At 64.5% G+C, this 25,003-nt stretch carries 21 protein-coding genes (1 of these 21 running past the window's edge); 5 read left to right on the top strand and 16 right to left on the bottom strand.

What is annotated here, in order from left to right; all coding sequences use genetic code 11:
- On the top strand, window positions 1–1,699 hold the 3' portion of the coding sequence (locus tag CK230_RS09850; protein ID WP_176480058.1) for a M23 family metallopeptidase. Its footprint begins 281 nt before the window's first position; only the last 1,699 of its 1,980 coding nucleotides appear in the window; the start codon falls outside the window, past its left edge; its stop codon occupies window positions 1,697–1,699.
- A gap of 98 nt (window positions 1,700–1,797) precedes the next feature.
- On the opposite strand, the gene CK230_RS09845 is transcribed toward CK230_RS09850, so the two are convergent.
- Window positions 1,798–3,351, bottom strand: coding sequence for an MFS transporter (locus tag CK230_RS09845; RefSeq protein ID WP_095816950.1), 1,554 nt, complete (start codon window positions 3,349–3,351; stop codon window positions 1,798–1,800).
- Window positions 3,352–3,619: 268 nt separating this feature from the next.
- On the opposite strand from CK230_RS09845, the gene CK230_RS09840 reads away from it, so the two are divergent.
- Complete coding sequence (locus CK230_RS09840; protein WP_095816949.1) at window positions 3,620–4,252, top strand: TMEM175 family protein; 633 nt, start codon at window positions 3,620–3,622, stop codon at window positions 4,250–4,252.
- On the opposite strand, the gene CK230_RS09835 is transcribed toward CK230_RS09840, so the two are convergent.
- The 8 genes from CK230_RS09835 to CK230_RS09800 all read right to left on the bottom strand — a co-directional run bounded on the left by CK230_RS09835 (window position 4,226) and on the right by CK230_RS09800 (window position 16,335).
- Window positions 4,226–5,761, bottom strand: coding sequence for a L,D-transpeptidase family protein (locus CK230_RS09835; protein ID WP_095816948.1), 1,536 nt, complete (start codon window positions 5,759–5,761; stop codon window positions 4,226–4,228). The genes CK230_RS09840 and CK230_RS09835 overlap by 27 nt on opposite strands.
- 129 nt (window positions 5,762–5,890) lie before the next feature.
- On the bottom strand, window positions 5,891–6,259 hold the full coding sequence (locus CK230_RS09830) for an MmcQ/YjbR family DNA-binding protein (protein ID WP_095817018.1): 369 nt from the start codon (window positions 6,257–6,259) through the stop codon (window positions 5,891–5,893).
- 114 nt (window positions 6,260–6,373) lie between these two features.
- Window positions 6,374–8,980, bottom strand: a complete 2,607-nt coding sequence (clpB, locus tag CK230_RS09825; RefSeq protein WP_095816947.1) for an ATP-dependent chaperone ClpB — start codon at window positions 8,978–8,980, stop codon at window positions 6,374–6,376.
- Between the two features lie 311 nt (window positions 8,981–9,291).
- On the bottom strand, window positions 9,292–10,332 hold the full coding sequence (locus CK230_RS09820) for a DUF4167 domain-containing protein (RefSeq protein WP_095816946.1): 1,041 nt from the start codon (window positions 10,330–10,332) through the stop codon (window positions 9,292–9,294).
- 305 nt (window positions 10,333–10,637) lie between these two features.
- Entirely contained in the window at window positions 10,638–11,516 is an 879-nt protein-coding gene (prmC, locus tag CK230_RS09815; protein ID WP_095816945.1) for a peptide chain release factor N(5)-glutamine methyltransferase, read from the bottom strand.
- Window positions 11,509–12,588: a peptide chain release factor 1 gene (prfA, locus tag CK230_RS09810; protein WP_095816944.1), complete on the bottom strand. Its 1,080-nt coding sequence runs from the start codon at window positions 12,586–12,588 to the stop codon at window positions 11,509–11,511. Before prfA ends, prmC begins: the two co-directional genes overlap by 8 nt.
- 139 nt (window positions 12,589–12,727) lie before the next feature.
- Window positions 12,728–14,998 (bottom strand): phosphoenolpyruvate--protein phosphotransferase, encoded by a 2,271-nt coding sequence (gene ptsP, locus CK230_RS09805; RefSeq protein ID WP_095816943.1) that lies wholly within the window; start codon window positions 14,996–14,998, stop codon window positions 12,728–12,730.
- 83 nt (window positions 14,999–15,081) lie between these two features.
- A complete protein-coding gene (locus tag CK230_RS09800) occupies window positions 15,082–16,335 on the bottom strand; it encodes an aspartate kinase (protein ID WP_095816942.1) in 1,254 nt (417 codons plus the stop codon).
- Window positions 16,336–16,549: 214 nt separating this feature from the next.
- Here CK230_RS09800 and CK230_RS09795 point away from each other — a divergent pair, with 214 nt between their 5' ends.
- Window positions 16,550–16,846 (top strand): hypothetical protein, encoded by a 297-nt coding sequence (locus CK230_RS09795; protein WP_095816941.1) that lies wholly within the window; start codon window positions 16,550–16,552, stop codon window positions 16,844–16,846.
- Window positions 16,847–16,877: 31 nt separating this feature from the next.
- On the opposite strand, the gene CK230_RS09790 is transcribed toward CK230_RS09795, so the two are convergent.
- Window positions 16,878–19,112, bottom strand: coding sequence for a diguanylate cyclase (locus CK230_RS09790; protein WP_141246011.1), 2,235 nt, complete (start codon window positions 19,110–19,112; stop codon window positions 16,878–16,880).
- 471 nt (window positions 19,113–19,583) lie between these two features.
- Here CK230_RS09790 and ubiG point away from each other — a divergent pair, with 471 nt between their 5' ends.
- On the top strand, window positions 19,584–20,333 hold the full coding sequence (gene ubiG, locus CK230_RS09785) for a bifunctional 2-polyprenyl-6-hydroxyphenol methylase/3-demethylubiquinol 3-O-methyltransferase UbiG (protein ID WP_095816939.1): 750 nt from the start codon (window positions 19,584–19,586) through the stop codon (window positions 20,331–20,333).
- 12 nt (window positions 20,334–20,345) lie between these two features.
- Here ubiG and CK230_RS09780 read toward each other — a convergent pair whose 3' ends face one another.
- Together CK230_RS09780 and CK230_RS09775 are read right to left on the bottom strand one after the other, a co-directional pair.
- A complete protein-coding gene (locus CK230_RS09780) occupies window positions 20,346–20,849 on the bottom strand; it encodes a flavin reductase family protein (protein ID WP_095816938.1) in 504 nt (167 codons plus the stop codon).
- A gap of 151 nt (window positions 20,850–21,000) precedes the next feature.
- Window positions 21,001–21,933: a DMT family transporter gene (locus CK230_RS09775; RefSeq protein ID WP_095816937.1), complete on the bottom strand. Its 933-nt coding sequence runs from the start codon at window positions 21,931–21,933 to the stop codon at window positions 21,001–21,003.
- 99 nt (window positions 21,934–22,032) lie between these two features.
- On the opposite strand from CK230_RS09775, the gene CK230_RS09770 reads away from it, so the two are divergent.
- A complete protein-coding gene (locus CK230_RS09770) occupies window positions 22,033–22,527 on the top strand; it encodes a MarR family transcriptional regulator (protein ID WP_095816936.1) in 495 nt (164 codons plus the stop codon).
- Here CK230_RS09770 and CK230_RS09765 read toward each other — a convergent pair.
- The 4 genes from CK230_RS09765 to CK230_RS09750 all read right to left on the bottom strand — a co-directional run bounded on the left by CK230_RS09765 (window position 22,524) and on the right by CK230_RS09750 (window position 24,955).
- A complete protein-coding gene (locus tag CK230_RS09765; protein ID WP_095816935.1) occupies window positions 22,524–22,949 on the bottom strand; it encodes a DUF1178 family protein in 426 nt (141 codons plus the stop codon). The two genes, CK230_RS09770 and CK230_RS09765, sit on opposite strands and share 4 nt — an antisense overlap.
- Window positions 22,946–23,812, bottom strand: a complete 867-nt coding sequence (locus CK230_RS09760; protein ID WP_095817017.1) for a carbon-nitrogen hydrolase family protein — start codon at window positions 23,810–23,812, stop codon at window positions 22,946–22,948. The genes CK230_RS09765 and CK230_RS09760 overlap by 4 nt, the downstream gene beginning before the upstream one ends.
- 2 nt (window positions 23,813–23,814) lie before the next feature.
- Window positions 23,815–24,078, bottom strand: a complete 264-nt coding sequence (grxC, locus tag CK230_RS09755) for a glutaredoxin 3 (RefSeq protein ID WP_095816934.1) — start codon at window positions 24,076–24,078, stop codon at window positions 23,815–23,817.
- A 76-nt stretch (window positions 24,079–24,154) separates the two neighbouring features.
- Window positions 24,155–24,955 (bottom strand): ComF family protein, encoded by an 801-nt coding sequence (locus CK230_RS09750; RefSeq protein ID WP_095816933.1) that lies wholly within the window; start codon window positions 24,953–24,955, stop codon window positions 24,155–24,157.
- Window positions 24,956–25,003: the final 48 nt, after the last annotated feature.

Below are 25,003 nucleotides of genomic sequence, written 5' to 3'. Positions count from 1 at the left end.
ACCCCGCCAGATCGCCCGGGCGAAGGACCGGCGGCGCATGGAAGTTTCGATGGTCACCAAGGTCGGCGACCGTGACGTTATCCACACCATGCCTTTCGTGCAGATCAAGATGGCCTTGGCCGCCGGCCACACCACAAACCGCCCCTACCCGCCATTCGACCCCCTGCAGGTCTTCGGCGACGACAGCGACGACAATGCCCAGCCGGCAACGGCCGCCGCGGCCGCCGCGCAGATCTACGGCGCCAAGGTTGAAAGCGAAATGAGCCTCAAGACGGTCAATTTCCCGATCGAGACGGCTTCCTTCGACGAAAAGAGCGACCTGTCCGCCGACGAGGTGGAGAAGGTGGTACGGGACGCCAGCAACGGCCTGAGCGACGGCGCCGTGCAGGTGGCGGCGCTGCACTATATCGATCCGCAGCGATTCGGCGACGCCTTCGCCGAATCGATGGCCGGCTCCTATGACGTGAAGATCACGCAGGAAAACGTTTCGGTGACGCCTCGCGCCACTCTGGACGACCAGACCCCGGCCTTCGCCGAGGAAATCATTCCCTTCACCGAGGATACGGACATCGCCGAGGCCTATGCCGATTCGGGCTACACCGGCGCTGACGCCACCGGCATGGCGGAAGCGATCGGCAAGCTGTTGAACACCACGGCGCTCAAGGCCGGAACGGTGCTGCGTGTCGGCCTCGAAGTACGAGGCGACATCGCCAAGGTCGTGCGCACCAGCGTCTATGACAAGACCACGCACATCGTCACCATCGCGCTCGACGACCGCGGCCAGTATGTGCCGGCCCAGGAGCCGGAGCCAAATCCCGAGCTTTTAACGGCGTTCGACGATTCGCAGCCCGTGGTGGTGCGCGGCAACCTGCCCAATATCTATGACGGCATCTATCGCACCGCCTATTCCTACGGCATGTCGAAAGCGATGACGCAGAAGCTGATCAAGCTTCTTGCCTCCGACGTCGATTTCCAGTCGCGGCTTTCGCCGGCCGACCGGCTGGAAGTCTTGTTCTCGCAGCCCGACGGCGACGACCAGACCTCCGACAATTCCGAGCTTCTCTACGTGTCGGCGACCTTCGGCGGGCAGACGCGGAATTTCTACCGCTTCCAGATGCAGGACGGCAGCACCGACTATTTCGACGAGAACGGTTCGAGCGCCAAGCAGTTCCTGCTGCGCAACCCGCTGCCCAACGGGCGCTTCACCTCCGGCTTCGGCGCGCGCCGTCACCCGATTCTCGGCTATGTGCGAATGCACACCGGCACCGACTGGGCCGCCCCGATCGGATCGCCCATCATCGCGGCCGGCAATGGCGTCGTGGAGAAGGCCGGCTGGGCCGGCGGCTATGGCAAGCAGATCATCATTCGCCACGCCAATGGCTACGAGACGTCCTACAACCACCAGAGCGCTTTTGCCGAAGGCATCGAGCCCGGCGTCCATGTCCGCCAGGGCCAGGTCATCGGCTATCTCGGCCAGACCGGCCTGTCGACGGGCCCGCATCTTCACTACGAGCTGATCGTCAACGGCACCAAGGTCGATTCGATGCGCGTGCGCCTGCCGGTCGGCAAGGTGCTGAAGGGGGACGATCTCGTGGCCTTCAAGAAAGAGCGCGAGCGCATCGACGATCTTCTGAAGCAGGAAGACGGCAACTCGCTGAAGGTCGCCAGCGCCAAGGCTGATTCGCAGCTTCCGAACTGAGCAGTTCCAGGAACCGCTCTACCTCTTTCGACGCAATTCCAGACGGTAGCCTACGGCGAAGTCACCCGGCTTAACCGCTTACACTTTTCCTGGAATTGCTAATCACGCGATTCGTCTGTCTGCCGCGGCCAAGGCGATGCCTGTCCGGGAACCGTGAACCAGGCGATGAGGGAAGCAAGCACGCAAAGCAGCGCCGTGACCGCCGCGACCGCGGTGAAAGCCGAATCGCTTGCCGCCACCCTGGCCGCATCGAGATTGGCCGCAAGCCCGGAAGCGGGCGGCTCGCCGAAACCTGGCACCCCGGAAGCATTGCCGATGATCCGCGCGTAAACCCAGGCCGCCAGCGAACCCATCGCCGCCACCGCGATCAGGCCGCCGACGCGCGAGACCGCATTGTTGATGCCGGACGCGGCACCGGTGTCCTTGTCCTCGACGGACGTCATGACCGCGGTCGACAGCGGTGACACGACCTGCGCCATGCCTAGCCCCATCAGCGCCATCAGCGGAAAGGTCCCGGTCCAGAAATTGTGGATGCCGAAATGCGTGAGCAAAGCGAGGCCGGCAAAGGCGATGGCGACGACCATGCTGCCGCTGGCGATCGGAAAGCGCGGACCGATCCGGTCCGACCATTGGCCGACCGGCCCTGACAGAAGCGCGATCAACGCCGACAGCGGCAGGAAGATGAAGCCGACCTCGGCCTCGCTCAGTCTCCAGCCGGCGATCAGAAGCATCGGCAGGTAGAACAAATTGGCCGACAGCGCGAAATAAAGGAAGAATGTCGCCAGATTGGCGCCGGCAAAGGCCCTGGTCCGGAACAGGCCGAGATCGATCATCGGATCGCGCTGCCAGCGCTCATAAGCGATGAAGACAAAGAGCAAAGCCACACCGGCAACGATCGCGGGCGTTGACAGCATTCCGCCGCCTTCGGCGTTCATTGCCGTCAGCCCGTAGGCGAGCAGGCCGAAGGAAAGCGTCGCCAGCCCGGCGCCCCCGAGATCCAGGCTGCGTTTCTCGGTCGGCTTGTCGGCCGGCACCTTGGCCAAAAGCAGATAGATCGAGATCAGCCCGAGGGGCAGGTTGATGGCGAAGATCGCGCGCCAGACCCCATTGCCGAAAGTCGTCAAAACGAAGCCGCCCAGAACAGGGCCGAGCGCCGTGGTGAGCGCCGATGCGGCGGCCCAGATGCCGATCGCCCGGCCGCGCTCCTTCTTCGGATAGGCTTTGGCGATGATGGCGAGGCTGCCCGGCACCATGATCGCCGCGCCGATGCCCTGGATGGCGCGGAAGGCGATCAGCACTGCCGGATCGGGCGCCACCGCGCAGGCGAGCGAGGCGGCGATGAACAGCGCGATGCCGGTAACGAAGGCGCGCCGCAACCCGAACCGGTCGCCTGCAGCACCGCCCGCCAGGATGAGCGCCGAGAGCGTCAGCGCATAGGCGTTGGAAATCCACTGCGCTTCCGCCAGGCTGGCGCCGAGATCGGCGCGTAGCGCCGGCATGGCGATCGCCAGGATGGACCCGTCGATGAAACCCAGCGCCGAGGCAAGAATCGCTGCGACCAGCACGAACTTTCGCTGCGTCTGAGGGCAGAATGTACCCTTCGCGCGCGCGGGCGAATGCGAATCAACAGTCGTTTCGTTCGCGGATGACATGATTCCTGCTTAGCCCTCGGGAGTGATTGCAACAACGAGCCAGAGCATCACTGTTCTTGAAACCAGGCGACCGAGCATGATGCCGAAAAGTGTGAAGCGGTTTTTCGGGCGACATCATGCTCCATCTCTTTTGATTCAGAGACGGATTCAGATTTCAGGTCGATTCGACCTGAAATCGTCCGGCTCTGCCGGGTGGGGAGGTGGCACCAATCCTGATGCAAACCGCCAGCGGCGTGCTAGGTTCCAGCATTGCATAGAGGGGGAAGCCATGAAGCGGCCGCTCGAACCGTCGGCGGAAGGACGCGGGCGCATCGTCGGCATAACCGACGGCGTCTTCGCCATCGCGCTGACCTTGATCGTGCTGGAGATCAGGGTTCCGTCGCAGGAGGCGGTGCATTCGGAAGGCGAGTTGCTCGGAGCGATCCTCGCGCTGGCGCCGAGGTTCCTGACCTATGCGCTGAGTTTCCTGACGCTGACCATCTTCTGGTTCGGCCAGCAGGCCCAGCATGGCCTGATCGCAAAGTCGGATCGCAGGCTCGCGACATTGAACCTGTGCTTTCTCGCCTTCATCGCGCTGCTGCCCTTCTCGACCGACCTGCTGGCCGATTTCCTCGAGTTCAGGATCGCGGTGCTGGTCTATTGGCTGAACCTTTTGATGCTGGGCGCCACGCTGTTCGCCAGCTGGTGGTACGCCGACAGGAACGGCATGATCGCCGAGGACGTGGACGCTGAAACGCGGCGCACCGTCTACAATCGGATCGTCAAGGCGCAGGCGCTGTGGGCGGTCGGCGCAGCGCTGTGCCTGATCACGCCGCTGCTCGGCATAGGTTTCATCCTGCTGGTGCAGCTCATCTATGCCGCGGCACCGCGCGCCTCACTGCTGCGTAAACTCATCGGTTGAGGTCCCGCCGACCTCCGCGATTGTTGGTCCGCCGACAAATTCCACCGTGACGCCCGGCGACACCAGCTTGGCAAGCTCGCGCGCATCCCAGTTGGTCAGGCGCACGCAGCCATGGCTCTCGGTCTTGCCGATCTTGGAGGGCTCGGGGGTGCCATGGATGCCGTAGGTCGGCTTGTCGAGCGCGATCCACACCGAGCCGACCGGACCGTTCGGCCCCGGCGGGACGGTCAGGATCTTGTCGTTCTGGCCCTGCTTGAAATTGATGTTGGGATTGTAGGTGTAGTTCGGGTCGAGCGCGATGCGCGAGACAGCATGGATGCCGGTCGGCGACGGCGTGTCGGCCGAGCCGATGGTCGCCGGATAGGCCGCGACCAGCTTGCCGCTGCCATCATAGGCGTAGACTTCCTTCTTGGTCTTGTCGGCGACGATGCGCGTCACCGGCGTCGAGACCAGCTTGCCGAAATTGGCGACCTTGATCATCGTGCCGGGGCGATTGAAGTCGACGCCCTTGTTGATCGACTTCAGATAGGTCTCGTCCATGTGGAAACGCTCGGCCAGCGCCTCGGTGACCGAGGTGTAGCACATGCAGTCGAGCTTGGCCTTCTGGCTGTAGTCCTCGGGAACCGAGGCGACATACGGGCCGGCCACATCTTCTGGCGTGATCGTGTAGGACGCAAAGGGGTCGCCGCCCGACTGGGCGAGCGCCGCCTGGATGCCAACCGCATCGGTCGATTTCAGATTCGTGCCGTTTATTTCGTTATAGGCGGCCAGCGCCTTGTCGACATTGGAGCCGAAGCGCCCGTCGATCACGCCCGGCGAGGCGCCGCCGCGATCAAGCAGCACCTGCAGCGCGGCAACATCCTGACGCACCCCGAGCGACAGCGACGGATCGACACTGGCCTTGCCGCCCGTGTTCGGCGGCAACGAGGCCTCCGGATTGGTCTGCAGCACCTCGCCCTGGCCCGGCTGCTCCGGATCGATCGACGCCTCGTTCAGCGGTTGGCGCTTGATGGTATTGGAATTCGGCTCCCCCGGGTAGGTGGTGGCATAGCCTTCATCATTGTTGGGCGCCGGCGGATAGGCATCGACGGAACTGTCGTCGCCGTTGGGATCGTATTCGTCGACCGGCGGCGGGATGACCCGGCCATTCTCCTCCAGCTGCCGCCGGCGGAAGCGAGCCATGTCCTCGGGATTGTCGAGATAGTAGCGGTCGTCGTCCTCGGCCGGCGCGCGGCCGAGCTCCTGCATGCGCTGCCGGCGAAGTGCGCGGCGGTCGAGCCTGCTCCCCGGCGGCTGGATGGCGATGACCTTACCGGTGTCGGCATCGACCAGCACCCGATTGCCCCTGGCGTCGTAATAGATATCGATATTGCCTTCCTGGGCCAGCATCAGCGCGCCGCGCTCAGCCGGGCGCACGCCTTGCGGGCCATCCACGCTCGGCGCGGCGAACGCGCCGCAAGACGCCAGCCCGGCCGCGAGTGCCGAAAAGGAAAAGATCAAGCGCAGCATGAGGGTCAAGCTCTCCGGTCGACTCTGGTTTCTGGCGGGCGAATCTTCGCCAGCAAACCAGTTACCCAAATTAAGGTTCCAACATGAACCGGGCATGAAGATGGCGGCTTTCCAATGCCTTGAGGAACATTAGCTAGTCGGCGCGAGCCCCAATTGCCTGCGTGCCTGTCTGGTCAGCTTCAGGACGACCAGGCGGTGGCTTTCGCGCAGATAGTCCTGAAGCGCCGCATCATCCATGCTTTGGCTTGTCTGGCGCTGGATCCATTTCATGCCGCGCGAGGCGAGATAGGGCGCCGGCCGGCAACCTGGCTGATCCTTGAGCACGTCATAGGCCATCTCGGAACATTTGAAGGTGACGAAAAGCTCGCCGCCGTCGTTCCAGCCGCCGATGGCGAACACCTTGCCGCCGACCTTCCAGACATGGGCGCCGCCCCACTGGACGACATGCGTCGTCGCGGGCAATGAAGCGCAGAAGTGGTTGTAGTCGTCGAGCTTCATCGAGCCCTTCCCGGTCATCCGAATCGGCAGCTGATTATGGGCAGTCCCCGAAAATAGCAAAGCGCGCCGCACCGGTCGGGTGCGACGCGCCTGTTCATTCCAACGTGCCGGGGATCAGGCGGCGGCTTCCGTCGCCACCACGGTCGGTTTCGCCCGGAAGTTCAGCCGATCGGAACCCGCCGTGACCTTGACGGTCGAACCGTCGAGGATCTCGCCGAGCAGTATCTTCTCGGCCAGCGGGTCCTGCAGCTCCTTCTGCATCACCCGCTTCAGCGGCCTGGCGCCATAGGCCGGGTCGTAGCCCTTCGACGCCAGCCACTCGATCGCATCGTGATCGAGCGACAGCGTGATCTTGCGGTCGACAAGCAGGTTCTCCAGCCGCTTGAGCTGGATCTCGACGATGCGGTCCATGTCCTGCCGGCGCAGCCGGTGGAACAGGATCACCTCGTCGACGCGGTTGAGGAACTCCGGCCGGAACGAGGCTTTCACAACGGCCATCACCTGGTCGCGCACGGCATCGACATCCTGGTCGTCGCGAAGATCGACAAGGTAGTCGGCGCCGAGGTTGGACGTCATGATGATCAGCGTGTTGCGGAAGTCGACCGTGCGGCCCTGACCGTCGGTCAGCCGGCCGTCATCGAGCACCTGCAGCAGCACGTTGAACACGTCCGGATGCGCCTTCTCGATCTCGTCGAACAGCACGACCTGATAAGGCCGGCGCCGCACCGCTTCGGTCAGCGCGCCGCCTTCCTCATAGCCGACATAGCCGGGAGGCGCGCCGATCAGCCGGGCGACGGAATGCTTCTCCATGAACTCCGACATGTCGATGCGCACCAGCGCCGTCTCGTCGTCGAACAGGAAGCTGGCCAACGCCTTGGTGAGCTCGGTCTTGCCGACGCCGGTCGGCCCGAGGAACATGAACGAGCCGATCGGCCGGTTCGGATCCTGCAAGCCGGCGCGGGCACGCCGCACGGCCTTGGACACCGCCTGCACGGCTTCGCCCTGACCGACCACGCGCTTGCCGATCTCGTCTTCCATGCGCAACAGCTTCTCGCGCTGCCCTTCGAGCATCTTGTCGACCGGAATGCCGGTCCAGCGCGATACGACATGCGCGACGTGGTCAGGAGTGACCACCTCTTCCACCATGCCGGTCTTGCCGTCCTGGGCCTCGGCTTCCTTGAGCTTCTTCTCCAGTTCCGGGATCTTGCCATAGGCAAGCTCGCCGGCGCGCTGGAACTCGCCCTTGCGCTGCGCGATCGCCAGTTCGTTGCGCATCTCGTCGAGCTGCTTCTTCAAGTCGGCGGCGAGGCCAAGCTTCTGCTTTTCGGCCTGCCACTTTGTGGTCAACTCGGTCGATTCCTCCTCGAGGCCGGCGAGTTCCTTCTCCAGCCGGGCAAGCCGGTCCTTCGAGGCCTCGTCCTTCTCGACCTTCAGCGCCTCGCGCTCGATCTTCAGCTGCATGATGCGGCGGTCGATCTCGTCCAGCGCCTCGGGCTTGGAATCGACCTGCATGCGCAGCCTGGACGCGGCTTCGTCGACCAGGTCGATCGCCTTGTCCGGCAGGAAGCGGTCGGCGATGTAGCGGTTGGAAAGCGTCGCCGCCGAGACCAGCGCGGAATCGGAGATGCGCACCTTGTGGTGCTGCTCGTATTTCTCCTTCAGGCCGCGCAGGATCGAAACCGTGTCCTCCACGGTCGGCTCGTCGACGAAGACGGGCTGGAAACGGCGGGCAAGGGCGGCGTCTTTCTCGACATGCTTGCGGTACTCGTCGAGCGTGGTCGCGCCGACGCAGTGCAGCTCGCCGCGCGCCAGCGCCGGCTTCAACAGGTTCGAGGCGTCCATCGCGCCATCCGCCTTGCCGGCGCCGACCAGCGTATGCATCTCGTCGATGAACAGGATGATGTTGCCGCTGGCCGAGGTGACTTCGTTGAGCACGGCCTTCAGCCGCTCCTCGAACTCGCCGCGATATTTGGCGCCGGCAATCAGCGCGCCCATGTCGAGCGCCATCAACTGCTTGTCCTTCAGCGATTCCGGCACGTCGCCATTGACAATGCGCAGCGCCAGGCCCTCGGCGATCGCCGTCTTGCCGACGCCCGGCTCGCCGATCAGCACGGGGTTGTTCTTGGTGCGCCGCGACAGCACCTGGATGGTGCGGCGGATCTCGTCGTCGCGGCCGATGACCGGATCGAGCTTGCCCGCGCGGGCATCGGCCGTCAGGTCGCGCGCATATTTCTTGAGCGCATCATAGCCCTGCTCGGCACTGGCCGAATCAGCGGTGCGGCCCTTGCGGATATCGTTGATGGCCTGGTTGAGCGCCTGCGCGGTGACGCCGGCCTTGGACAGGATGTCGGCGGTCTTTGCCGACTTCTCCATGACAAGCGCCTGCAGCAGTCGCTCGACGGTGACGAAGCTGTCGCCGGCCTTCTTGGCAAGGTCCTCGGCGGTCGAGAACACCTTGGCGAGCGGCTGGGCAAGATAGAGCTGGCCATTGCCGCCTTCGACCTTGGGCATGGCCTCGAGCGCCGCCTCGACGCCCAGCTTGACGTCGCGGGCACTGCCCCCGGCACGCTCGATCAGGGACGCGGCAAGGCCCTCGTCATCGTCGACGAGCACCTTCAGCATATGTTCAGGCGTAAATTGCTGGTGGTTGCGCGAGAGCGCCATGGTCTGCGCGGACTGGATGAAGCCGCGCACGCGCTCCGAGTATTTTTCAAGATTCATATCTGTCTCCTTCCATCACCGGCCCGCTTTGCGGCACCGGATCAGATTGCGGTGACGGACCCGCTCAGAAGAGCCGAGCCCTGTTCAGCCGAGATATGGTGTATGGGGTGCAGTCCCTCAAGACGCCTTGATGTCGATCAAAGCAGAATATGCCACCGCATGTCGCCCCAAAAGTGCGCGGCGGTTTTGGGGCAAGCGACATGCATTGAGCAAAGAGAGCTAAAGCGCGCCGCGACGCGCTTTAGCCGCGCACGAACGAAAACGGCGGAGAAAGATCCCCGCCGTCTGCAAATGCCTGAATGGCGTTTCGGTCAGTGGTTCGCGTCGGCGGTCACAGGTTCGCCAGGAGCTTCGCCGGCGACCGGCGCCGGCTCACTGGCGACAGGCTCGCTCGCCGGCCTTGCCTCTTCGGCGGGCTTGGCGCCGGCCTCGCCGCCGTCGTTCGGCGCGTTATGTGCTTCGCCTGGATTTGCTTCGCCTGAATTTTCTGGGCTTGCGCTCTGCGGCTGGTCGCCCTGCTCGCCATTGCCGGCCTGGTCGGCATAGTTGCCGCGCGGGCGGCGCGGACGACGCGGCCGGCGACCGCCGCCATTGTCCATGGCGGCTTCGTTGAGCTCGGCCTGTGCGGCGAGCGCTGCCGGCGAGAAACTGTCGAACTGCGGCGCCTGCTCGGCCTGGGGTCCGGCCTCTCCAGCGGCCTCGGGCTGCGCCGTGGTCTCGTTGCGCCGGTTCTGGTCGAACTGTTGGCCGCCATGCTCGCCGCGCTGGCCGTTGTCGCCACGCTGGCCGTTCTGGCCATACTGGCCGTAGCCGCCGTTGCGGCGATCACGATGCCGGTCGCGGCCATTGTTGTCGCGGTTGTCGCGCTGGTTATTGTCACGCCGGTTGTTGTCGCGGCCGTTATCCTGGTTGTATGCAAGTTCCGCCGGCGTACCTTCGATCACAGGCTGCGGCCCCGAGCCGGTCGGCGCCTCGGCTCCACTGCCGCTGGTGTTGCCGACAGAATCGAACTCGTCACGATCCTCATCGAGATCGTCGTCGAAGTCGTCGCGGTTTTGCTGGGCGTTCTGGATCGGCATCTGCGCCTGCGCGGCGGCAATGATGCGATTGTAGTGCTCGGCATGTTGGAGGTAGTTCTCCGCCATCACCCGGTCGCCGGAGCTCTGCGCGTCACGGGCGAGTGTGGCGTATTTTTCGGCGATCTGTTGAGCCGATCCGCGGATCTTCACGTCCGGGCCGTTGCTCTCGTAGGTGCGGGTCAGGGGATTTGGCCCCTTGCGGTTGTTGTTGTTGCCACCGCCGCCATTGTTGTTGCGACCGCGCATGCGCCTGTTCTGCTGTTGTGGCCTCATTAGACTCTCTTCATAGTGAATTTTCGAAAAAACCATTCACGAACGGAGGCGCTCATGCAGCCAGCCGTTTCGTTTCTTCACCGGCGTTCGCCCGCATCAATTGCGTTGGCGCCACGTGCCATCCTGTTCCGGTTACATCACTTGCCGGATGATTCCCGCACGAAGCTTGGGCGTCGTTTGCGCAAGAAGGCAGCTATTTCCAAGGAAAACCGAATCGCTGGGAGCACTGCCTGCTTCGTCTCATCCGGTCGAGCCGGACCCTAACTGCATTCCCTTATATTGCCAAGCGGTTTTTTCGCGCTGCATCAGGGCTTTCGCCGCTCGAACACCAGAACTCTGTCATTGCCGCCGAGGTCGCGATGTGTCCCGGTTAACACATAGCCGGCTGCCACGAATATCCCGCTGACCTCGTTTTTCTGCGTGTGGCCGATCTCGACCGCTACTCTGCCTTGCGTTTCTAGAAATCCTGCCGCTTCGGCGGCGATGACCCGGTAAGGGTCCAAACCATCCGCACCGCCGTCAAGGGCCTGATGCGGGTCGAAATCCCGGACCTCGTCCTGCAGATTTCCAATCTCTCTGCTAGGTATATAGGGAGGGTTCGAGGCAATTACATGGTAGGACCCCGAAACTTTTTCGAACCAGTTGGAATGCAAGGCTTTGAAGCGCCCGCCGAGCCCCAGAACCCGGGAATTTCCGGCCGCGGTCGCCAATGCGTCTGGTGAAATGTCGACGCCCGTCGCGGTGGAAGCCGGAACGGCGGCGAGCAGGGCCAGCGCGATGGCGCCGGTGCCGGTGCCGAGGTCGAGAATGCGGCATTCGCCCAGCCGTTCGGCAGTTGCCCGGGCGAAAGGCAAGATGGCGTCGACCAGCGTCTCGGTGTCCGGCCGCGGCTCGAGCGTCTCCGGTGAGAGCGACAGTCGCAAGCCGTAGAATTCGCGGTAGCCGAGGATGCGGTGCACCGGCTCGCCTGCGACGCGACGCCTCAGGGCCGCTTCGATGGCCGAAAGCGCCGCGGAACCCACCTCGTGCCCCGGTTCGGCAATGGCCTGGGTGCGGGTCGTGCCGGAGAAATGTTCCACGATCAGCCGGGAATCGAGCGCGGGATCGTCAATGCTGGCGGCGGCCAGACGCTCGCGCGCCGCCCTGAGCAGCGGGCCGAGCGCGGCAGGCAGTCGATCAGCCATCGAGGCTCATATCGGCAAGCAGCTTCGACTGATGGTCGGCGATCAGCGCGTCGATGACCTCGTCGAGCTCGCCCATCATCACCCGGTCGAGCTTGTAGAGCGTGAGGTTGATGCGGTGGTCGGTGACGCGCCCTTGCGGGAAGTTGTAGGTGCGGATGCGCTCCGACCGGTCGCCGGACCCGACCTGCGATTTTCGCGACGACGAGCGCTCCTCATCCGCGCGGCTACGCTCCAGGTCGTAGAGACGCGCGCGCAGGATCTGCATGGCGCGCGCCCGGTTCTGGTGCTGCGACTTCTCCGCCTGCACCACCATGATGCCGGTCGGCAGGTGGGTGATGCGAACCGCCGAGTCGGTGGTGTTGACGTGCTGGCCGCCGGAACCCGAGGCGCGCATTGTGTCGATGCGGATATCCTCCGGCCGGATATCGATATCGACCTCCTCGGCCTCGGGCAGAACGGCGACCGTCGCCGCCGAGGTATGGATGCGCCCGCCGGCTTCGGTTTCCGGCACGCGCTGGACGCGGTGAACGCCGGATTCGAACTTCAGATGCGCGAACACGCCCTTTCCCGACACCGAGGCGATGATTTCCTTGTAGCCGCCGACCTCGCCGTCGCTTGCCGAAACGACTTCGAACCGCCAGCCGCGCGAGGCGGCATAACGCTCATACATCCGGAAGAGATCGCCGGCGAACAGCGCCGCCTCGTCGCCGCCAGTGCCGGCGCGGATTTCGAGGATGGCGTTCCTCTCATCGGCCGCGTCCTTGGGCAGGAGCAGGATCTGGATATCCTTCTGCAGCGTCTCGATGCGGCTCTCCACCTGAGGCAGGTCCGCCTCGGCCAGGGCCCGCATGTCGGCGTCGGTCGCCTTGTCGGCGAGCATCGCCTCGAGATCCGCCTGCTCCTGCTCGGCGGCGCGCAACGACCGGATCTTGCCCACCATCTCCTGGATGTCGGCATATTCGGAAGCCATCTTGACATATTGATCAGCGGCGGGTCCGGCCGCCATCTGCGCTTCGAGCATGTCGAAACGCTTGACGACTTGATCCATACGGTCGCGGGGCAGGTTGATCATGGTCTTCGAACTTCGATGGAATTCACGTCAGGGCGAGTCGAAAATGGCGAGTTTCGAGAACCGGAGCGGAATGTACATTTAGGTACGTGAGCACCGGAAGCGCAGAAAATCGCCATTTGCAGACCGCCCTCACGTGAATCTAGAGCGGAATAGAACGGTCGTCGGCAAAGGCTTGCAGCAGCGCCCGCATCGGCGTCCCCTGGCTGGGCGCCATCAGATTGTCCTTGAAGAAGTCTTTCAGCTCCTGCAGCGGCAGCTCGGTCAGCATCGCCTTGACCGGGCCGATCGAGGCCGGCGACATCGAGATCGAGCGGAAGCCGAGGCCGATCAGCGCCATCGCCGAAATCGGCTTGCCGGCAAGCTCGCCGCACAGTGTCACCGGCGTGTTGTTGCGGGCTCCGGCATCGGCGATCGTCTTCAGCACCCGCAGGAATGGCGCCGAAAGCGTGTCGAAGCGGTCGGCAAGCTGTGTGTTGCCGCGATCGACCGCCATGATGAACTGGAAGAGGTCGTTGGAACCGACCGAAACGAAGTCGACCGCCTTCATCAGCTCGTCGAGCTGGAACAAGAGCGAGGGCACTTCCAGCATCGCGCCGAGCTTGAGGCTGGTGGGCAGGTGATGGGCAAAGCGCGACAGATGCCGGACCTCGCGGTCGATGATCTCGCGCGCCTGCGCGATCTCCGACAGCTCGGTCACCATCGGCAGCATCAGCTTCAGCTCACGGCCGCCGCTGGCCTTCAGCAGCGCCCGGATCTGTGTCCTGAGCAGGCCGGGACGATCGAGCGTCAGCCGGATCGCACGCCAGCCGAGCGCCGGGTTTTCCTCTTGGATCGCGCCCTTGAAATAAGGCAGCACCTTGTCGCCGCCGATATCGATGGTGCGGAAGGTGACCGGCTTGCTGTGCGCGGCATCGAGCACGTCGCGGTAGAGCCGCTCCTGCGCCTCGGCGCGCGGGAAGGTCGAGGCGACCATGAACTGCAATTCGGTGCGGAAGAGCCCAATACCGGCGGCGCCCGACTCGGTCAGCTGCGGAAGGTCGACGGCGAGACCGGCATTCATCAGGAGATCAACCGGCACTCCGTCCTTGGTCAGCGACGGCTTCTTGCGCAGCTCGCGATAGACTTCCTGCCGCCGCGCCCGGAAACGGACCTTTTCGGCATAGGCGGCCTCCAGGTCGGACTGTGGCCGCAGATGGATGGCGCCTTCCTCGCCGTCGACGATGATGGCATCGCCGTTTTCCGCCATGGAAACGGCGCCCTTCATCTGGCCGGCGACGGGGATGCCCATGGCGCGGGCGACGATGACGACGTGGCTGGTCGCGGCGCCGTCCTCCAGCACCAGGCCGCGCAGCTTGTCGCGCGGATAGTCGAGCAGCTCGGCCGCGCCCATCGAACGGGCGACGATGATGGCGTCCTTCGGGAGCGCGGCTGCGACATCCTCCGGGCCGCGCCCCATCAGCTGGCGCAGCAGCCGGTTGGCAAGGTCGTCGAAATCGCTCATCCGCTCACGCAGATAAGGGTCGGTCATGTGCAGCATGCGGGCGCGCATGTCGCTCTGCACCTTCTCGACCGCCGCCTCCGCGGTCAGGCCGTTGCGGATCGCCTCTTCCAGCCGGCGCACCCAGCCGCTGTCATTGGCGAACATGCGGTAGGCCTCGAGCACCTCGCGGTGCTCGCCCTCGAAGGCGACCTCGCGCCGCTCCAGCATGTCGTCGATGGAGAGCCTGAGCGAGCCGAGCGAAGACTGCAGCCGGCGCACCTCCTCCTCGCTGTCCTCGTTGAAGAGGTTGGTGACGACGATGCGCGGCTCGTGCAGCACGACATGGCCAAGGCCGACGCCGTCATTGAAGGAAAGGCCGGTGAAGCTCACCGGGCGGCGCAGGTCGAGCTCCAGCCCCGGCTTGGTCAGGCGCGCGAGATCGCCGGTGGCGATCATCTCGGCGATCACCATCGCCGTCGTCTCCAGCGCCTCGATCTCGTCTTCGCGGTACTGCCGCATGGTCTTGTTCTGGACGACCAGGACGCCGAGCGTGCGCCCGGCCCTCAGCACCGGCACGCCGAGGAAGGAATGGTAGATCTCTTCGCCCGTCTCCGGCAGGTAGGCGAAGGCCGGGTGCTCCTGCGCGTTGGACAGGTTGAGCGGCCGCGCGCTGGCGGCGATCGTGCCGACCAGGCCCTGTCCGAGCCTGAGCTGCGACAGGTGGACGGCGTTGGGGTTCAGACCCTCGGTGGCGTAGAGTTCGAGCACCGAGTCGGCGCGCAGCACGTAGAGCGAGCAGACTTCGGCGACCATGTTGGAGGCGATGTCGCGCACGATGCGGTCAAGCCGCTCCTGCGGCTCCAGCGGCTCCTGCATGAGCTCGCGAAGCCGTTTGAGCAGAACGCGCGGGCCACTGGCCGTATCACGCATCGCGGCTTGTTCTCCAATGGGCATTTCGCCCGCCGCAGTTTCTCCCGCGGCCGGCGTTCACGCAACAACTGACTCAGTTCTTGCTATTGCTTATCCAGACCGTAGACGGAATGCAAAGTACGAACTGCAAGTTCCGTATAGGGACCGTCGATCAGTATCGAGATTTTGATCTCGGAAGTGGTGATGGCACGGATGTTGATCGCCTTGTCGGCCAACGCCTTGAAGGCGGTGGCGGCGACGCCGGCGTGGCTTCGCATGCCGATGCCAATGACCGAGACCTTCGACATGCCGGCTTCCGACTGCACGACATCGTAGCCGACTTCGGCTTTCAGCTTCTCCAGCACGGCAAGCGCCTTGTCGACGTCGCCGGAAGGCACCGTGAAAGTCATGTCGGTGAACTTGCCGTCCTCGGAGATGTTCTGGACGATCATGTCGACATTGATGTTGGCCTCGGCCAGCGGGCCGAAAATGCCGGCGGCGACGCCTGGACGGTCGCCGACGCGGCGCAGCGAAATCTGCGCTTCGTCCTTGGCGTAGGCAATTCCGGTGACGACCTGCTGTTCCACGATCTCTTCCTCGTCGCAAATAAGCGTTCCGGGCGGATTGAGCAAATCCCCCATTCCGGGCGCATCGGGATCGTCGAAGGACGACCGCACGAAGGTACGCACCCTGTGTACCATGGCAAGCTCGACCGAGCGCACCTGCAGCACCTTGGCGCCGAGCGAGGCCATTTCGAGCATTTCCTCGAAGGAAATCTTGGCGAGACGCCGGGCTTTCGGCTCGATGCGCGGATCGGTGGTGTAGACGCCGTCGACATCGGTGTAGATGTCGCAGCGGTCGGCCTTGACCGCTGCCGCGATCGCGACGGCGCTTGTATCGGAGCCGCCGCGGCCGAGCGTCGCGATGCGGTTGTCCGGCCCGATACCCTGGAAACCGGCGATGACCGCCACCTGACCCTCGCCGAAGCGCTTGATCAGGAAGGCGCCGTCGATGTCGAGGATGCGCGCCGCGCCGTGTGCATTGTCGGTCTTGATCGGGATCTGCCAGCCCTGCCACGAGCGGGCATGCACTCCCATGCTCTGCAGCGTGATCGCCAACAGGCCGGCGGTGACCTGTTCGCCCGAGGCGACGACCGCGTCATATTCGCGCGCGTCATGCATCGGCGAAGCCTCGCGCGTCCAGGCGACCAGTTCGTTGGTCTTGCCGGCCATCGCCGACACCACGACCGCCACTTCATGGCCGGCATCGACCTCGCGTTTGACATGGCGCGCCACATTGCGGATGCGGGCGATGTCGGCGACCGAGGTTCCGCCGAATTTCATCACGATACGCGCCATGGAAGCGAAATGCCTTTGACTGAAGCCGGCGCAAGGCCGGAACCGGAGGAAACGCCAGGGTTACGCCGGCGCGGAAATGCGCGGCCTCCTTAGCCAAAACAGCAAGGCTTCGCAAGCGAGCGCGCCTATAGCCGGCCCGGCGACACTCATCCTGACTGATTCCTGTCGCCGATCATGTCATAAGACCGACGAAACCGGCCTTTGGAGATTCTTCATGACCGAGACCCTGGAAATCGTCACCTTCCGCCTCAAGCCCGGCACCGAAGCCGGCTTTGTCGCCAATAACGGGATCATGACCGACTGGCTTGTCCGGCAGCCGGGCTTTCTTGCCCGTCACCTCGGGAAGCGTGAGGATGGCACCTGGGTGGACGTCGTGCGCTGGCAGAGCCTGGATCAAGCCCAGGCGGCGGCCGACCGCATCATGGCCGAGATCGGCGACAGCGAGGCCATGCAGGCGATCGAGCCAGGCAGCGTTGTCATGAGCCATGCCGAGGTTGCGCTGTCGCGCTGATGCATCTCGCCCGAAGCGCGGGCGCCGAAGCTCAGCCCTCGGCCGCGCTTCTGCCGGGGCTGGAAAGGTCCCAGTCGGGATCGGTCTTGCGCAATCCCGCGACGACCCGGTCGCGCCCGTCCGCCTTTGCCTGATAGAGCGAACGATCCGCCGCGTTGACGATTTCGGCCCATGAGGCGCCGAGCTCTGGGAAGGCGGACACGCCGAACGAGGCGGTGATGGTGCCCAATGTGCGCCCGCGATGCGTCAGATGCAGCTGCTTGACCGCCTTTCGCAGCGCCTCGGCGCGCTCGGCGGCATCGACAAGTGACGTTCCGGGCATCATCACCGCGAACTCCTCGCCGCCATAGCGCGACACCACGTCGCTTTCCCGGGCATGGTCGAGCAGCGTGCTGGCCACCTGCTTGAGCACGAGATCGCCGGCCTCGTGACCGAATGTGTCGTTGAACTGCTTGAAATGGTCGACGTCGAGCATGATCACCGCCATCGGCTGCCCCGAGCGCTCCAGGCGCCGCAGTTCGCGGCTGCTCGTTTCCTCGAGATAGCGGCGGTTGTAGAGCCCGGTATTGGGATCGCGGATCGATTGCTGTCGAAGCGTTTCGCGCAGCCGCAAATTGGCCAGCGCCAGCGCCAGCGTGTCGACGACGCCGCGCAGCACCTGCCTTCGCTCGGCCAGCCAGTCCGGCCTGTCGGCTGCATTGGGCTCGGTGAGATGGACGATGCCGAGCGTCTCGCCCTGCGCCGCCAGCGGCATGCAGACATAGCCGCGCCCGCCATTTTCGGTGATGTGATTGCAGCGAGGCGTCAACATGCCCGGGCCGGCGACATGTTCCTGGCCGCGGCGCAGCGCCCAGCAATCTTCCGGGACAAATTGGCCGACGCTGGAGCGGACATCGCCCCAATGCGCCATCTCCTCGACCAGGTTGCGCGAGGCGCTGGTCAGATGGACCGTTCCGCTCAAGCCGCCGAAAAAATCCGGCATCGCCGAGCCGACGACCGAGAATGCCTCCTGGAAGGTCACGCAGGCCTGCAGCAGCTCGCCCAGCTTGACCAAGCGGTTTGTGGCTTCCGACGTCTCTCTCAGCTCACGGTTGAGCACGGCCAACTCCTCGGCGCGGTCATTCACCGCCCGCTCGGCGCTGCGCAGTTCGCTGATGTCGCTGAGCGTCAGCACGATGCCGCCATCGGCCCGGTTGAGCGGATTGCAGCTGGCGATCACCGGCAGCTGCGAGCCGTCGGGCTTCACCAGACGCACTTCGCCTTGATGCCGCCGCCCCGTGGCAAGCGCCAATTCCACCGGGGACGCTCCCGTCCCGAGCCGGTCCCCGGTCGGTCCCCGCATTTCCAGGACCGATCGCCAGTCCTGCCCCTCGATCTTGCTCGCGTGTCGCCCGGCGATATCGGCGGCGGCCGGATTGACCGACATGACCCGGCCGTCACCGTCGATGACGGCGATGCCCTCGGCCACCGTGCGCACGATATCCTCGATGTAAGCTTTCTGATCGACGAGTTGCCGTCGCGACGATTCGAGCTCCGCCGCCATCGTGTCGAAGCCTTTCGCCAGCTGTCCGAATTCGTCCCCGGAGGCGTGGCCGATGCGGGCGCCGCTATCGCCGCGCGCCAGCGCTTCGATGCCGCGATTGAGGCTGGAAAGACCGGCGCCAAACCGGTTGAGCAGCAAAAAGGCGGAAAATGCCGCAATCAGCATGGCGGCGGCGGTGGACAAGCCGACAAGCCAGAGCATGGCATTTGTGCGATTCCGGGCTGCATGCAACAGGGGCGTGTATTCGAACAGGACGGCGCCGACGGTCTTGTTGGATGCGTCCTCGATCGGCACCGCGACAAGATTAATGGCCTCGAACACGTCATCGCTGTCCTCGACAAAATCACGCGGCTGACCGTCATCGATGGTGTGACCGATTTCGTTGCCGCGATCGTGATCGAAAGGCTTGCCGACATTCTGTTCCTCGCCCGGTACGTCGGCGAGGATGGTCTTGTCGCGATCGACGACGACGAGATCGCGCTTTGAGTTGCTGTGCTGCAATCTTACGAATTCGCGCAGCGCCTCGCGTCTTTCGAACAATGGTCGTGGCGCGTCAGCAGTCTTGAAGGCGATAGCCTCCGCCAATTGGCGCGCGACGCTCGCCTCCGCCAGCGCGGCTGATCTGGTCAGCGACATCTGGGACAGAATCGCAACAGCGCCCACCACGCCGATCAGGGCCGCGGCGCTCAACAGCGTGGCAGTGATCTGGGTCCTGATGCGCACCAAGCCTCTCAAGACTCGCGATGGTGGCAAATGTACATGCCAAATTCCGATCGTGCGCGGGGAAATCGTCAGGCCAGTAAATTTGACGTTAAGCGGAGCGAGCCGCGGCAACCCTCAGTCCGGTCGCGCCACGCTTCGGCGCCAGAGGATCGATGGGATTGCATGATGGCCTCCTTCCTGGGCACATGCCTCCCATTCGCCCGACATGGCGATCGCGTTTGCGCGCAGCCCGATCAAGCTGCCATGTTCTGACATCGGTCAACAGCCGGCGGGAATGCTGCCGGCAACGCGTGTGGCAGCAGCCGAAAAACCCTGCCTTGACTTTTGACGCCAAGGACCCGACTTCCTAACGCTCTACAGCGCCGCGCGTCCTCTCGGACGCGCAAAGGACGCTGTGGCATTTTGATTTTGCGCATGATCCTTTCCGAAAATCGAAGCCGATTTTCGGGGTTATGCGCCGGAGGCTTGCCTATGCCAGAACCCCGTCGATCGACCATCGATGCCGGAGAAGTCGAACGCTTCTCAGCCCTTGCCGCCGAATGGTGGAACCCGAACGGCAAATTTCGTCCGCTGCACAAGTTCAATCCCGTGCGGCTCGCCTATATCCGCGACCAGGTGGCGGCGCGCTTCGGCCGAGATCCCCGCGCCGCGCGGCCTTTCGAGGGCCTGCGCTTCCTCGATATCGGCTGCGGCGGCGGCTTGCTGTGCGAGCCGATGGCCAGGTTGGGCGCTGAAGTGGTCGGCGCCGACGCCTCGGCGACCAACATCGAAGTGGCCAAGCTGCACGCGGCGGAGGTCGGCGTCAGCATCGATTATCGGGCCACGACGGCCGAGGAACTGGCCGATGCGGGCGAGACCTTCGACGTCATCCTCAATATGGAAGTGGTCGAGCATGTCGCCGATGTCGATTTGTTCATCGCCAAATGCGGCCAGATGGTGCGCCCCGGCGGCATCATGTTCGTCGCCACCATCAATCGCACGCTGAAGGCGCTCGGCCTCGCCATCATCGGCGCCGAATATGTGCTGCGCTGGTTGCCGCGCGGCACGCATCAGTTCGGCAAGCTGGTGCGGCCGGACGAACTCGAAAAGGCGCTAGGCGCCGCAGGCCTCACGGTGATCGATCGCACCGGCGTCATCTACCATCCGCTGGCCGACCGCTGGCAGCGCTCGAAGGATATGGACGTCAACTACATGGTGCTGGCGGAGAAAGCCTCGGTTTGATCGCGTCAGACCTCAGGCTTCCAACGGCCGGTAGCCGCCCCGCCAGTAGATCAGGGCCTGCCCGGAATCCTGCGTCCTCACCGCCTCGACCGAGCCGATGACGATCGAATGCGTGCCGCGGTCGATCATCTCGTCGAGCCTGCAATCGAACGCGGCCACCGCATCGGTAAGCAGCGATGCGCCGGTCTTCAGCGTCGTCCACTCGACGCCCTCATAGCGGTCCTTGCCCTTGATGCCGCCGAAGCCGGAGAAGCGCTCGGCCACCCGCTGGTGCTGGGGCCCGAGCGAATTGACGCCGAAATGCCGGTAGCGCTCGATGATCGGCCAGGTCGACGAGGAGCGGTTGACGCAGGCAATCACCTTCGGTGGCTCCGCCGAAAGTGACACCACGGAAATGACAACGAGGCCGGTGCGGTCGTCGCCGACCCCGGCGGTGATGACGCTGACATTGCCGACGATGAGCCGCATGGCGGCGCGGAAATCCGCGACGCTGACCGGACCTTCTGCGTTGGCCATGGCTTTCTCCTTTTGCAATCCCAGGAAAGATGCGCAGTTGTTCTCTGTCTGGAACAGCGTCAAGGCGAACTTAGGACTGGGACAGCGAGCCAAGGCGCCGCCACCATCGCCGCCGGCATCCGCAGCCGGAACCCGCCGACAGCAACGAGGATTAGCTACGGGATGATGCCGGCTCGATCCGAAGCGGCGCAGGCGCGCCGGCCTGGCTTTGCGCCTTGGTCGTGATGAACACGCCGGCGGTGATGATGGCCGCACCGAGCCAGGTCAGAAGCTGGTAGTGCTCGCCGAGGAGGATCGTCCCGGCGAACAGGCCGATGGCCGCTGCCACATAGCCGATCTGGCTCAGATAGACCGGGCCGCCGACCGCCTGCAGCCGGAAGAAGAAGACGAACATTGCCGAGGCCGAGGCGACCTGTCCGACGATCACCAGCGGCACGCCGGCGAACGGTGCGAAGGCCTGCCAGCCCAAAAGGGTCAAAATGCCGACGAGGAGCAGCGTGGCCGAGGCCAGATGGCTGCCGACGGCGAGCTCGATCGGGCCGGTGCCCTCCGGCCAGTCGACGGTGCGATAGATGTTGCCGGCGGCGAGGCTGACCGGGATGAGCAGCCCGATCGCCACCCAGAAGTAATCCGCCGCCTGGCCCGCCTCGCCGCGCGTCAGCGCGACCATCACCGCGCCGACGAAGCCGACGCCGATGCCGATGACGCCGAGCAGGTTCGGACGCCTGACGCCGAGCAGGATCGAGAACACCAGCGTGATCACCGGCGACAGCGTGAACATGATGCCGGTGTAGCCGGCGCCGAGATGCGGGATGGCGGAGAACATCAAAAGATTGGGGATGGCATAGGAAACCGCCGCGGTGACGAAGAAATAGCGCAGCTTGTGCGGCGTCAGCCGGATGCGCTCGCCGCATAGCAGAAGCGCGAGGAGCAGCACGCCGCCGGCGCCGAACGAGATGGTGAAAGCCCAAACCATGGCGGGCACGCCGGCTCCGGTGGCGAGCTTGCCGAAAGGCAGCGTCATGCCGAGCAGGCCGCCGGTCACGACCAGAAGGCCGATCGCCGAATCCCAGAGAAATTTCATCGGGCTGTCCTGTCGCTGCGTGACCGCTTGGCGGCCGCTTCTTCCTAGGGTATGATAACGTAAAGATTCTTAATGTCAAGATACTTTGCGGTGAGCGATATGGATCGAGCAGGCAGGGCCATGGAGCAGTGGCGGCGCGAACGGCCGGATCTCGACGTCTCGCCGATGGGCGTCATCGGTCGCCTGAACGAAGCGTCGTCGCTCATCGCGCGCGATCGGCTCGCGCCGGTCTTCGCCCGTTTCGGACTGCAGTCCGGTGAATTCGATGTCCTGGCGACGCTGCGCCGCTCAGGCTCACCCTACGCGCTGACACCGACCGAGCTTTACGAGGCGACGATGGTGACGTCCGGTGCCATGACCGCCCGCCTCGATCGCCTGGAAAAGGCCGGACTAATCCAGCGCGCCCCGCACCCAAGTGATCGGCGCGGCGTGGTTGTGCAGCTCACCGCGAAAGGCCGCGAACTCACCGACACCGTACTTGCCGCCCATGTCGCCAACGAGCATGAAATCCTCGCCGGCCTGACGCAAGAGGACAGGGAAATGCTGGCTAAACTGCTGGAAAAACTAATCGGAAGCCTGAGTTCGCCGTCCTAATTCCGGTCGTCCGGGAAACTCGGGATCGGCATGAATTCGACGCCATCCTCGACGAGGCTTTCCGCCTCTTCCGGCGTCGCCTCGCCATAGATGCCGCGCGGATCGGTCTCTCCGAAGTGGATCTTGCGCGCTTCCTCGGCGAACTTGTCGCCGACATAGTCGGCATTCTCGCGCACCTTCTCGGCCAGCGCCTTCAACTGCGCCAGCGCCTGCTTCTGCGCTTCGCCCATGGCCAAAGCCATCTTCTCCTGCCTGCGCGAGGTCGAGACGGCCGGCGCCATCAGCGCCTTCTCTATCTTGTGCGAGCCGCAGGTCGGGCAATCGACGAAGCCGCGCTTCTTCTGGGTGTCGAAGTCGTCATTGCTGCGGAACCAGGCTTCGAATTCGTGCTCGTGCTCGCAGATCAGGGAAAAGCGGATCAAGAGGCAGCACCCCTGAGACGCAGCGCCTCGCCGTCGCCGGCATTGACGGTGAAGTCCCGCGCATTCCTGAGATTGGGGATCTTGCGGCGCGCGGCAAGCGACTGTGCCGGGTCGATCTCGGCGATGATCACGCCGGGCTCGTTATGCGCGGCCTCGGCGACGATGCGCCCCCACGGGTCGACGATCAGAGAATGGCCATAGGTCTCGCGCCCATCCTCATGCAGGCCGCCTTGCGCGGCGGCGATGACATAGGCGCCGTTCTCGATGGCGCGGGCGCGCAGCAGCACATGCCAATGCGCCTCGCCAGTCTGGCGCGTGAAGGCGGCTGGCACCGTCAGCACCTCGGCCCCGGCCATCGCCTCGGCGCGGAACAATTGCGGGAAGCGCAGGTCGTAGCAGACGGCAAAGCCGAGCTTCGTCCCTTCGATATCGGCCACAACCGCTTCCGTTCCGGGCTCGTAGGCCGCTGACTCGCGCCAGCTCTCGCCATTGTCGAGGTCGACGTCGAACATATGGATCTTGTCATAGCCGGCAATCGCGCCACCGTCGGGCGAAAACAGGAAGGCGCGGTTAGCGAGCTTGCCGTCGGCGCGACGGATCGCGGTCGAGCCGATATGCAGGTGGATGCCGAGCTCCTTCGCCAGCCTGCGCGCGGTGGCGACAACAATGTCCTTGTCCTCGGTGGTGAAAGCGGCAGCACCCGCCTCCTTGTCACGCACCAGCGCGCCCGTCATTTCCGGCGTCTGGACATAGGTCGCGCCCTGGCCGGCGGCCTGGCGGACCAGGATTTCCATGTCGGCGGCGTTGCGCTCGGGGCTCGTGCCCGAACGCATCTGCACGGCTGCGGCCTTGAAACTACCCATGATCATCTCCCGTTGGCGAGCATCACATCCAGCCGGCCCTGCGACTCCAGGTCATGGAGATCGTCGCAGCCGCCGACATGCGTGTCGCCGATGAAAATCTGCGGAAAGGTGGTTCGCCCATGCGCCCGCGAGATCATTTCCTGGCGCAGTTCCGGCGAGAAGGAGGCATCGTGCTCGGTATAGCTCACACCCTTGCGGTCGAGCAGCCGCTTGGCGGCGCTGCAGTAACCGCACATCATCCTTGTATAGATCGTCACATCGACCATCGGTCACAATCCTGCCAGTGCATGTCGCCCAATGGTTGTATGAAAGCGATCTGCACCAAAAACAACACTTGGGTTTCTATATAGTCGCGGACTCATCGGCCCGAAAGTCCCCAGGCAGGACGCGGGCGAAAGTGAGGACATCGACCGCTCCGGCGCCGCCCCGCTTCAGCGCCTTGGCGATCGCCCTCACGGTGGCGCCGGTGGTGTAGACATCGTCGACCACCAGCACCCGGCGGCCCGAGATTTGGATCTCGGCGTCCGGTGGAACGCGGAAGGCGGCGCGCACATTCTCTTCGCGCTCATGCCGTTCGAGCCCCACCTGCTGGCGCGTCAGCTTCACGCGTTTGACCGCGGATGGCGAGAATGGCAGCCGGCTGAGCTTTGCAACGGCGCGTCCAAGCTCCGCAGACTGGTTGAACTGGCGCCGGAAGAAGCGCCGCCAGTGCAACGGAACCGGCACGACCAGATCGGCCTCGGCAATCAGCTCCGCGCCGGCGCGGACCATCCAGTTCGCCATCCACGGCGCGAGATCGGTGCGGTCCTGATATTTCAGCCCCTGAACCATCTGCCGGGCGACGCCCGAATAGACGACGGCGGCCCGCGCTCGTTCGAAGGGCGGCGGATCGGCGATCGCTTCCGCCGACAGAAACCCCTCGCCCATGTCGTGGGTGAAGGGCGTTCCCATCACCGGGCACCACGGTTTTTCCAGCAGCCTCAGATTCGGCCAGCAGGCGCCGCACAAAACGCCGGGCTGCGACACATGGCGACGGCAGCCGGCGCAAACCGGCGGAAACAACAGACGCGCCGGCCAGGCCAGCGCCTGCCGCGTCATGTCCAGAACCGCGCTGGTCTTGATCTTGTGCACCGGATCGGCCACGTGAAAGGAAACCCCGCGCCACATTAACACCACTCCGGCGGGCGCGGA

The sequence above is a fragment of the Mesorhizobium sp. WSM3859 genome, from assembly GCF_002295065.1.
Taxonomy (GTDB): domain Bacteria; phylum Pseudomonadota; class Alphaproteobacteria; order Rhizobiales; family Rhizobiaceae; genus Mesorhizobium.
Note: the sequence above shows the minus strand (reverse complement) of the source record. Positions and strands in the feature narration are given on the sequence as shown.

Excerpts from the sequence above, each read along its gene's own strand:
- CK230_RS09845 (WP_095816950.1), bottom strand. The coding sequence starts at position 3,351 with ATGTCATCCGCGAACGAAACGACTGTTGATTCGCATTCGCCCGCGCGC.
- CK230_RS09840 (WP_095816949.1), top strand. The coding sequence starts at position 3,620 with ATGAAGCGGCCGCTCGAACCGTCGGCGGAAGGACGCGGGCGCATCGTC.
- CK230_RS09835 (WP_095816948.1), bottom strand. The coding sequence starts at position 5,761 with ATGCTGCGCTTGATCTTTTCCTTTTCGGCACTCGCGGCCGGGCTGGCG.
- CK230_RS09830 (WP_095817018.1), bottom strand. The coding sequence starts at position 6,259 with ATGAAGCTCGACGACTACAACCACTTCTGCGCTTCATTGCCCGCGACG.
- clpB (WP_095816947.1), bottom strand. The coding sequence starts at position 8,980 with ATGAATCTTGAAAAATACTCGGAGCGCGTGCGCGGCTTCATCCAGTCC.
- CK230_RS09820 (WP_095816946.1), bottom strand. The coding sequence starts at position 10,332 with ATGAGGCCACAACAGCAGAACAGGCGCATGCGCGGTCGCAACAACAAT.
- prmC (WP_095816945.1), bottom strand. The coding sequence starts at position 11,516 with ATGGCTGATCGACTGCCTGCCGCGCTCGGCCCGCTGCTCAGGGCGGCG.
- prfA (WP_095816944.1), bottom strand. The coding sequence starts at position 12,588 with ATGATCAACCTGCCCCGCGACCGTATGGATCAAGTCGTCAAGCGTTTC.
- ptsP (WP_095816943.1), bottom strand. The coding sequence starts at position 14,998 with ATGCGTGATACGGCCAGTGGCCCGCGCGTTCTGCTCAAACGGCTTCGC.
- CK230_RS09800 (WP_095816942.1), bottom strand. The coding sequence starts at position 16,335 with ATGGCGCGTATCGTGATGAAATTCGGCGGAACCTCGGTCGCCGACATC.
- CK230_RS09795 (WP_095816941.1), top strand. The coding sequence starts at position 16,550 with ATGACCGAGACCCTGGAAATCGTCACCTTCCGCCTCAAGCCCGGCACC.
- ubiG (WP_095816939.1), top strand. The coding sequence starts at position 19,584 with ATGCCAGAACCCCGTCGATCGACCATCGATGCCGGAGAAGTCGAACGC.
- CK230_RS09780 (WP_095816938.1), bottom strand. The coding sequence starts at position 20,849 with ATGGCCAACGCAGAAGGTCCGGTCAGCGTCGCGGATTTCCGCGCCGCC.
- CK230_RS09775 (WP_095816937.1), bottom strand. The coding sequence starts at position 21,933 with ATGAAATTTCTCTGGGATTCGGCGATCGGCCTTCTGGTCGTGACCGGC.
- CK230_RS09770 (WP_095816936.1), top strand. The coding sequence starts at position 22,033 with ATGGATCGAGCAGGCAGGGCCATGGAGCAGTGGCGGCGCGAACGGCCG.
- CK230_RS09760 (WP_095817017.1), bottom strand. The coding sequence starts at position 23,812 with ATGGGTAGTTTCAAGGCCGCAGCCGTGCAGATGCGTTCGGGCACGAGC.
- grxC (WP_095816934.1), bottom strand. The coding sequence starts at position 24,078 with ATGGTCGATGTGACGATCTATACAAGGATGATGTGCGGTTACTGCAGC.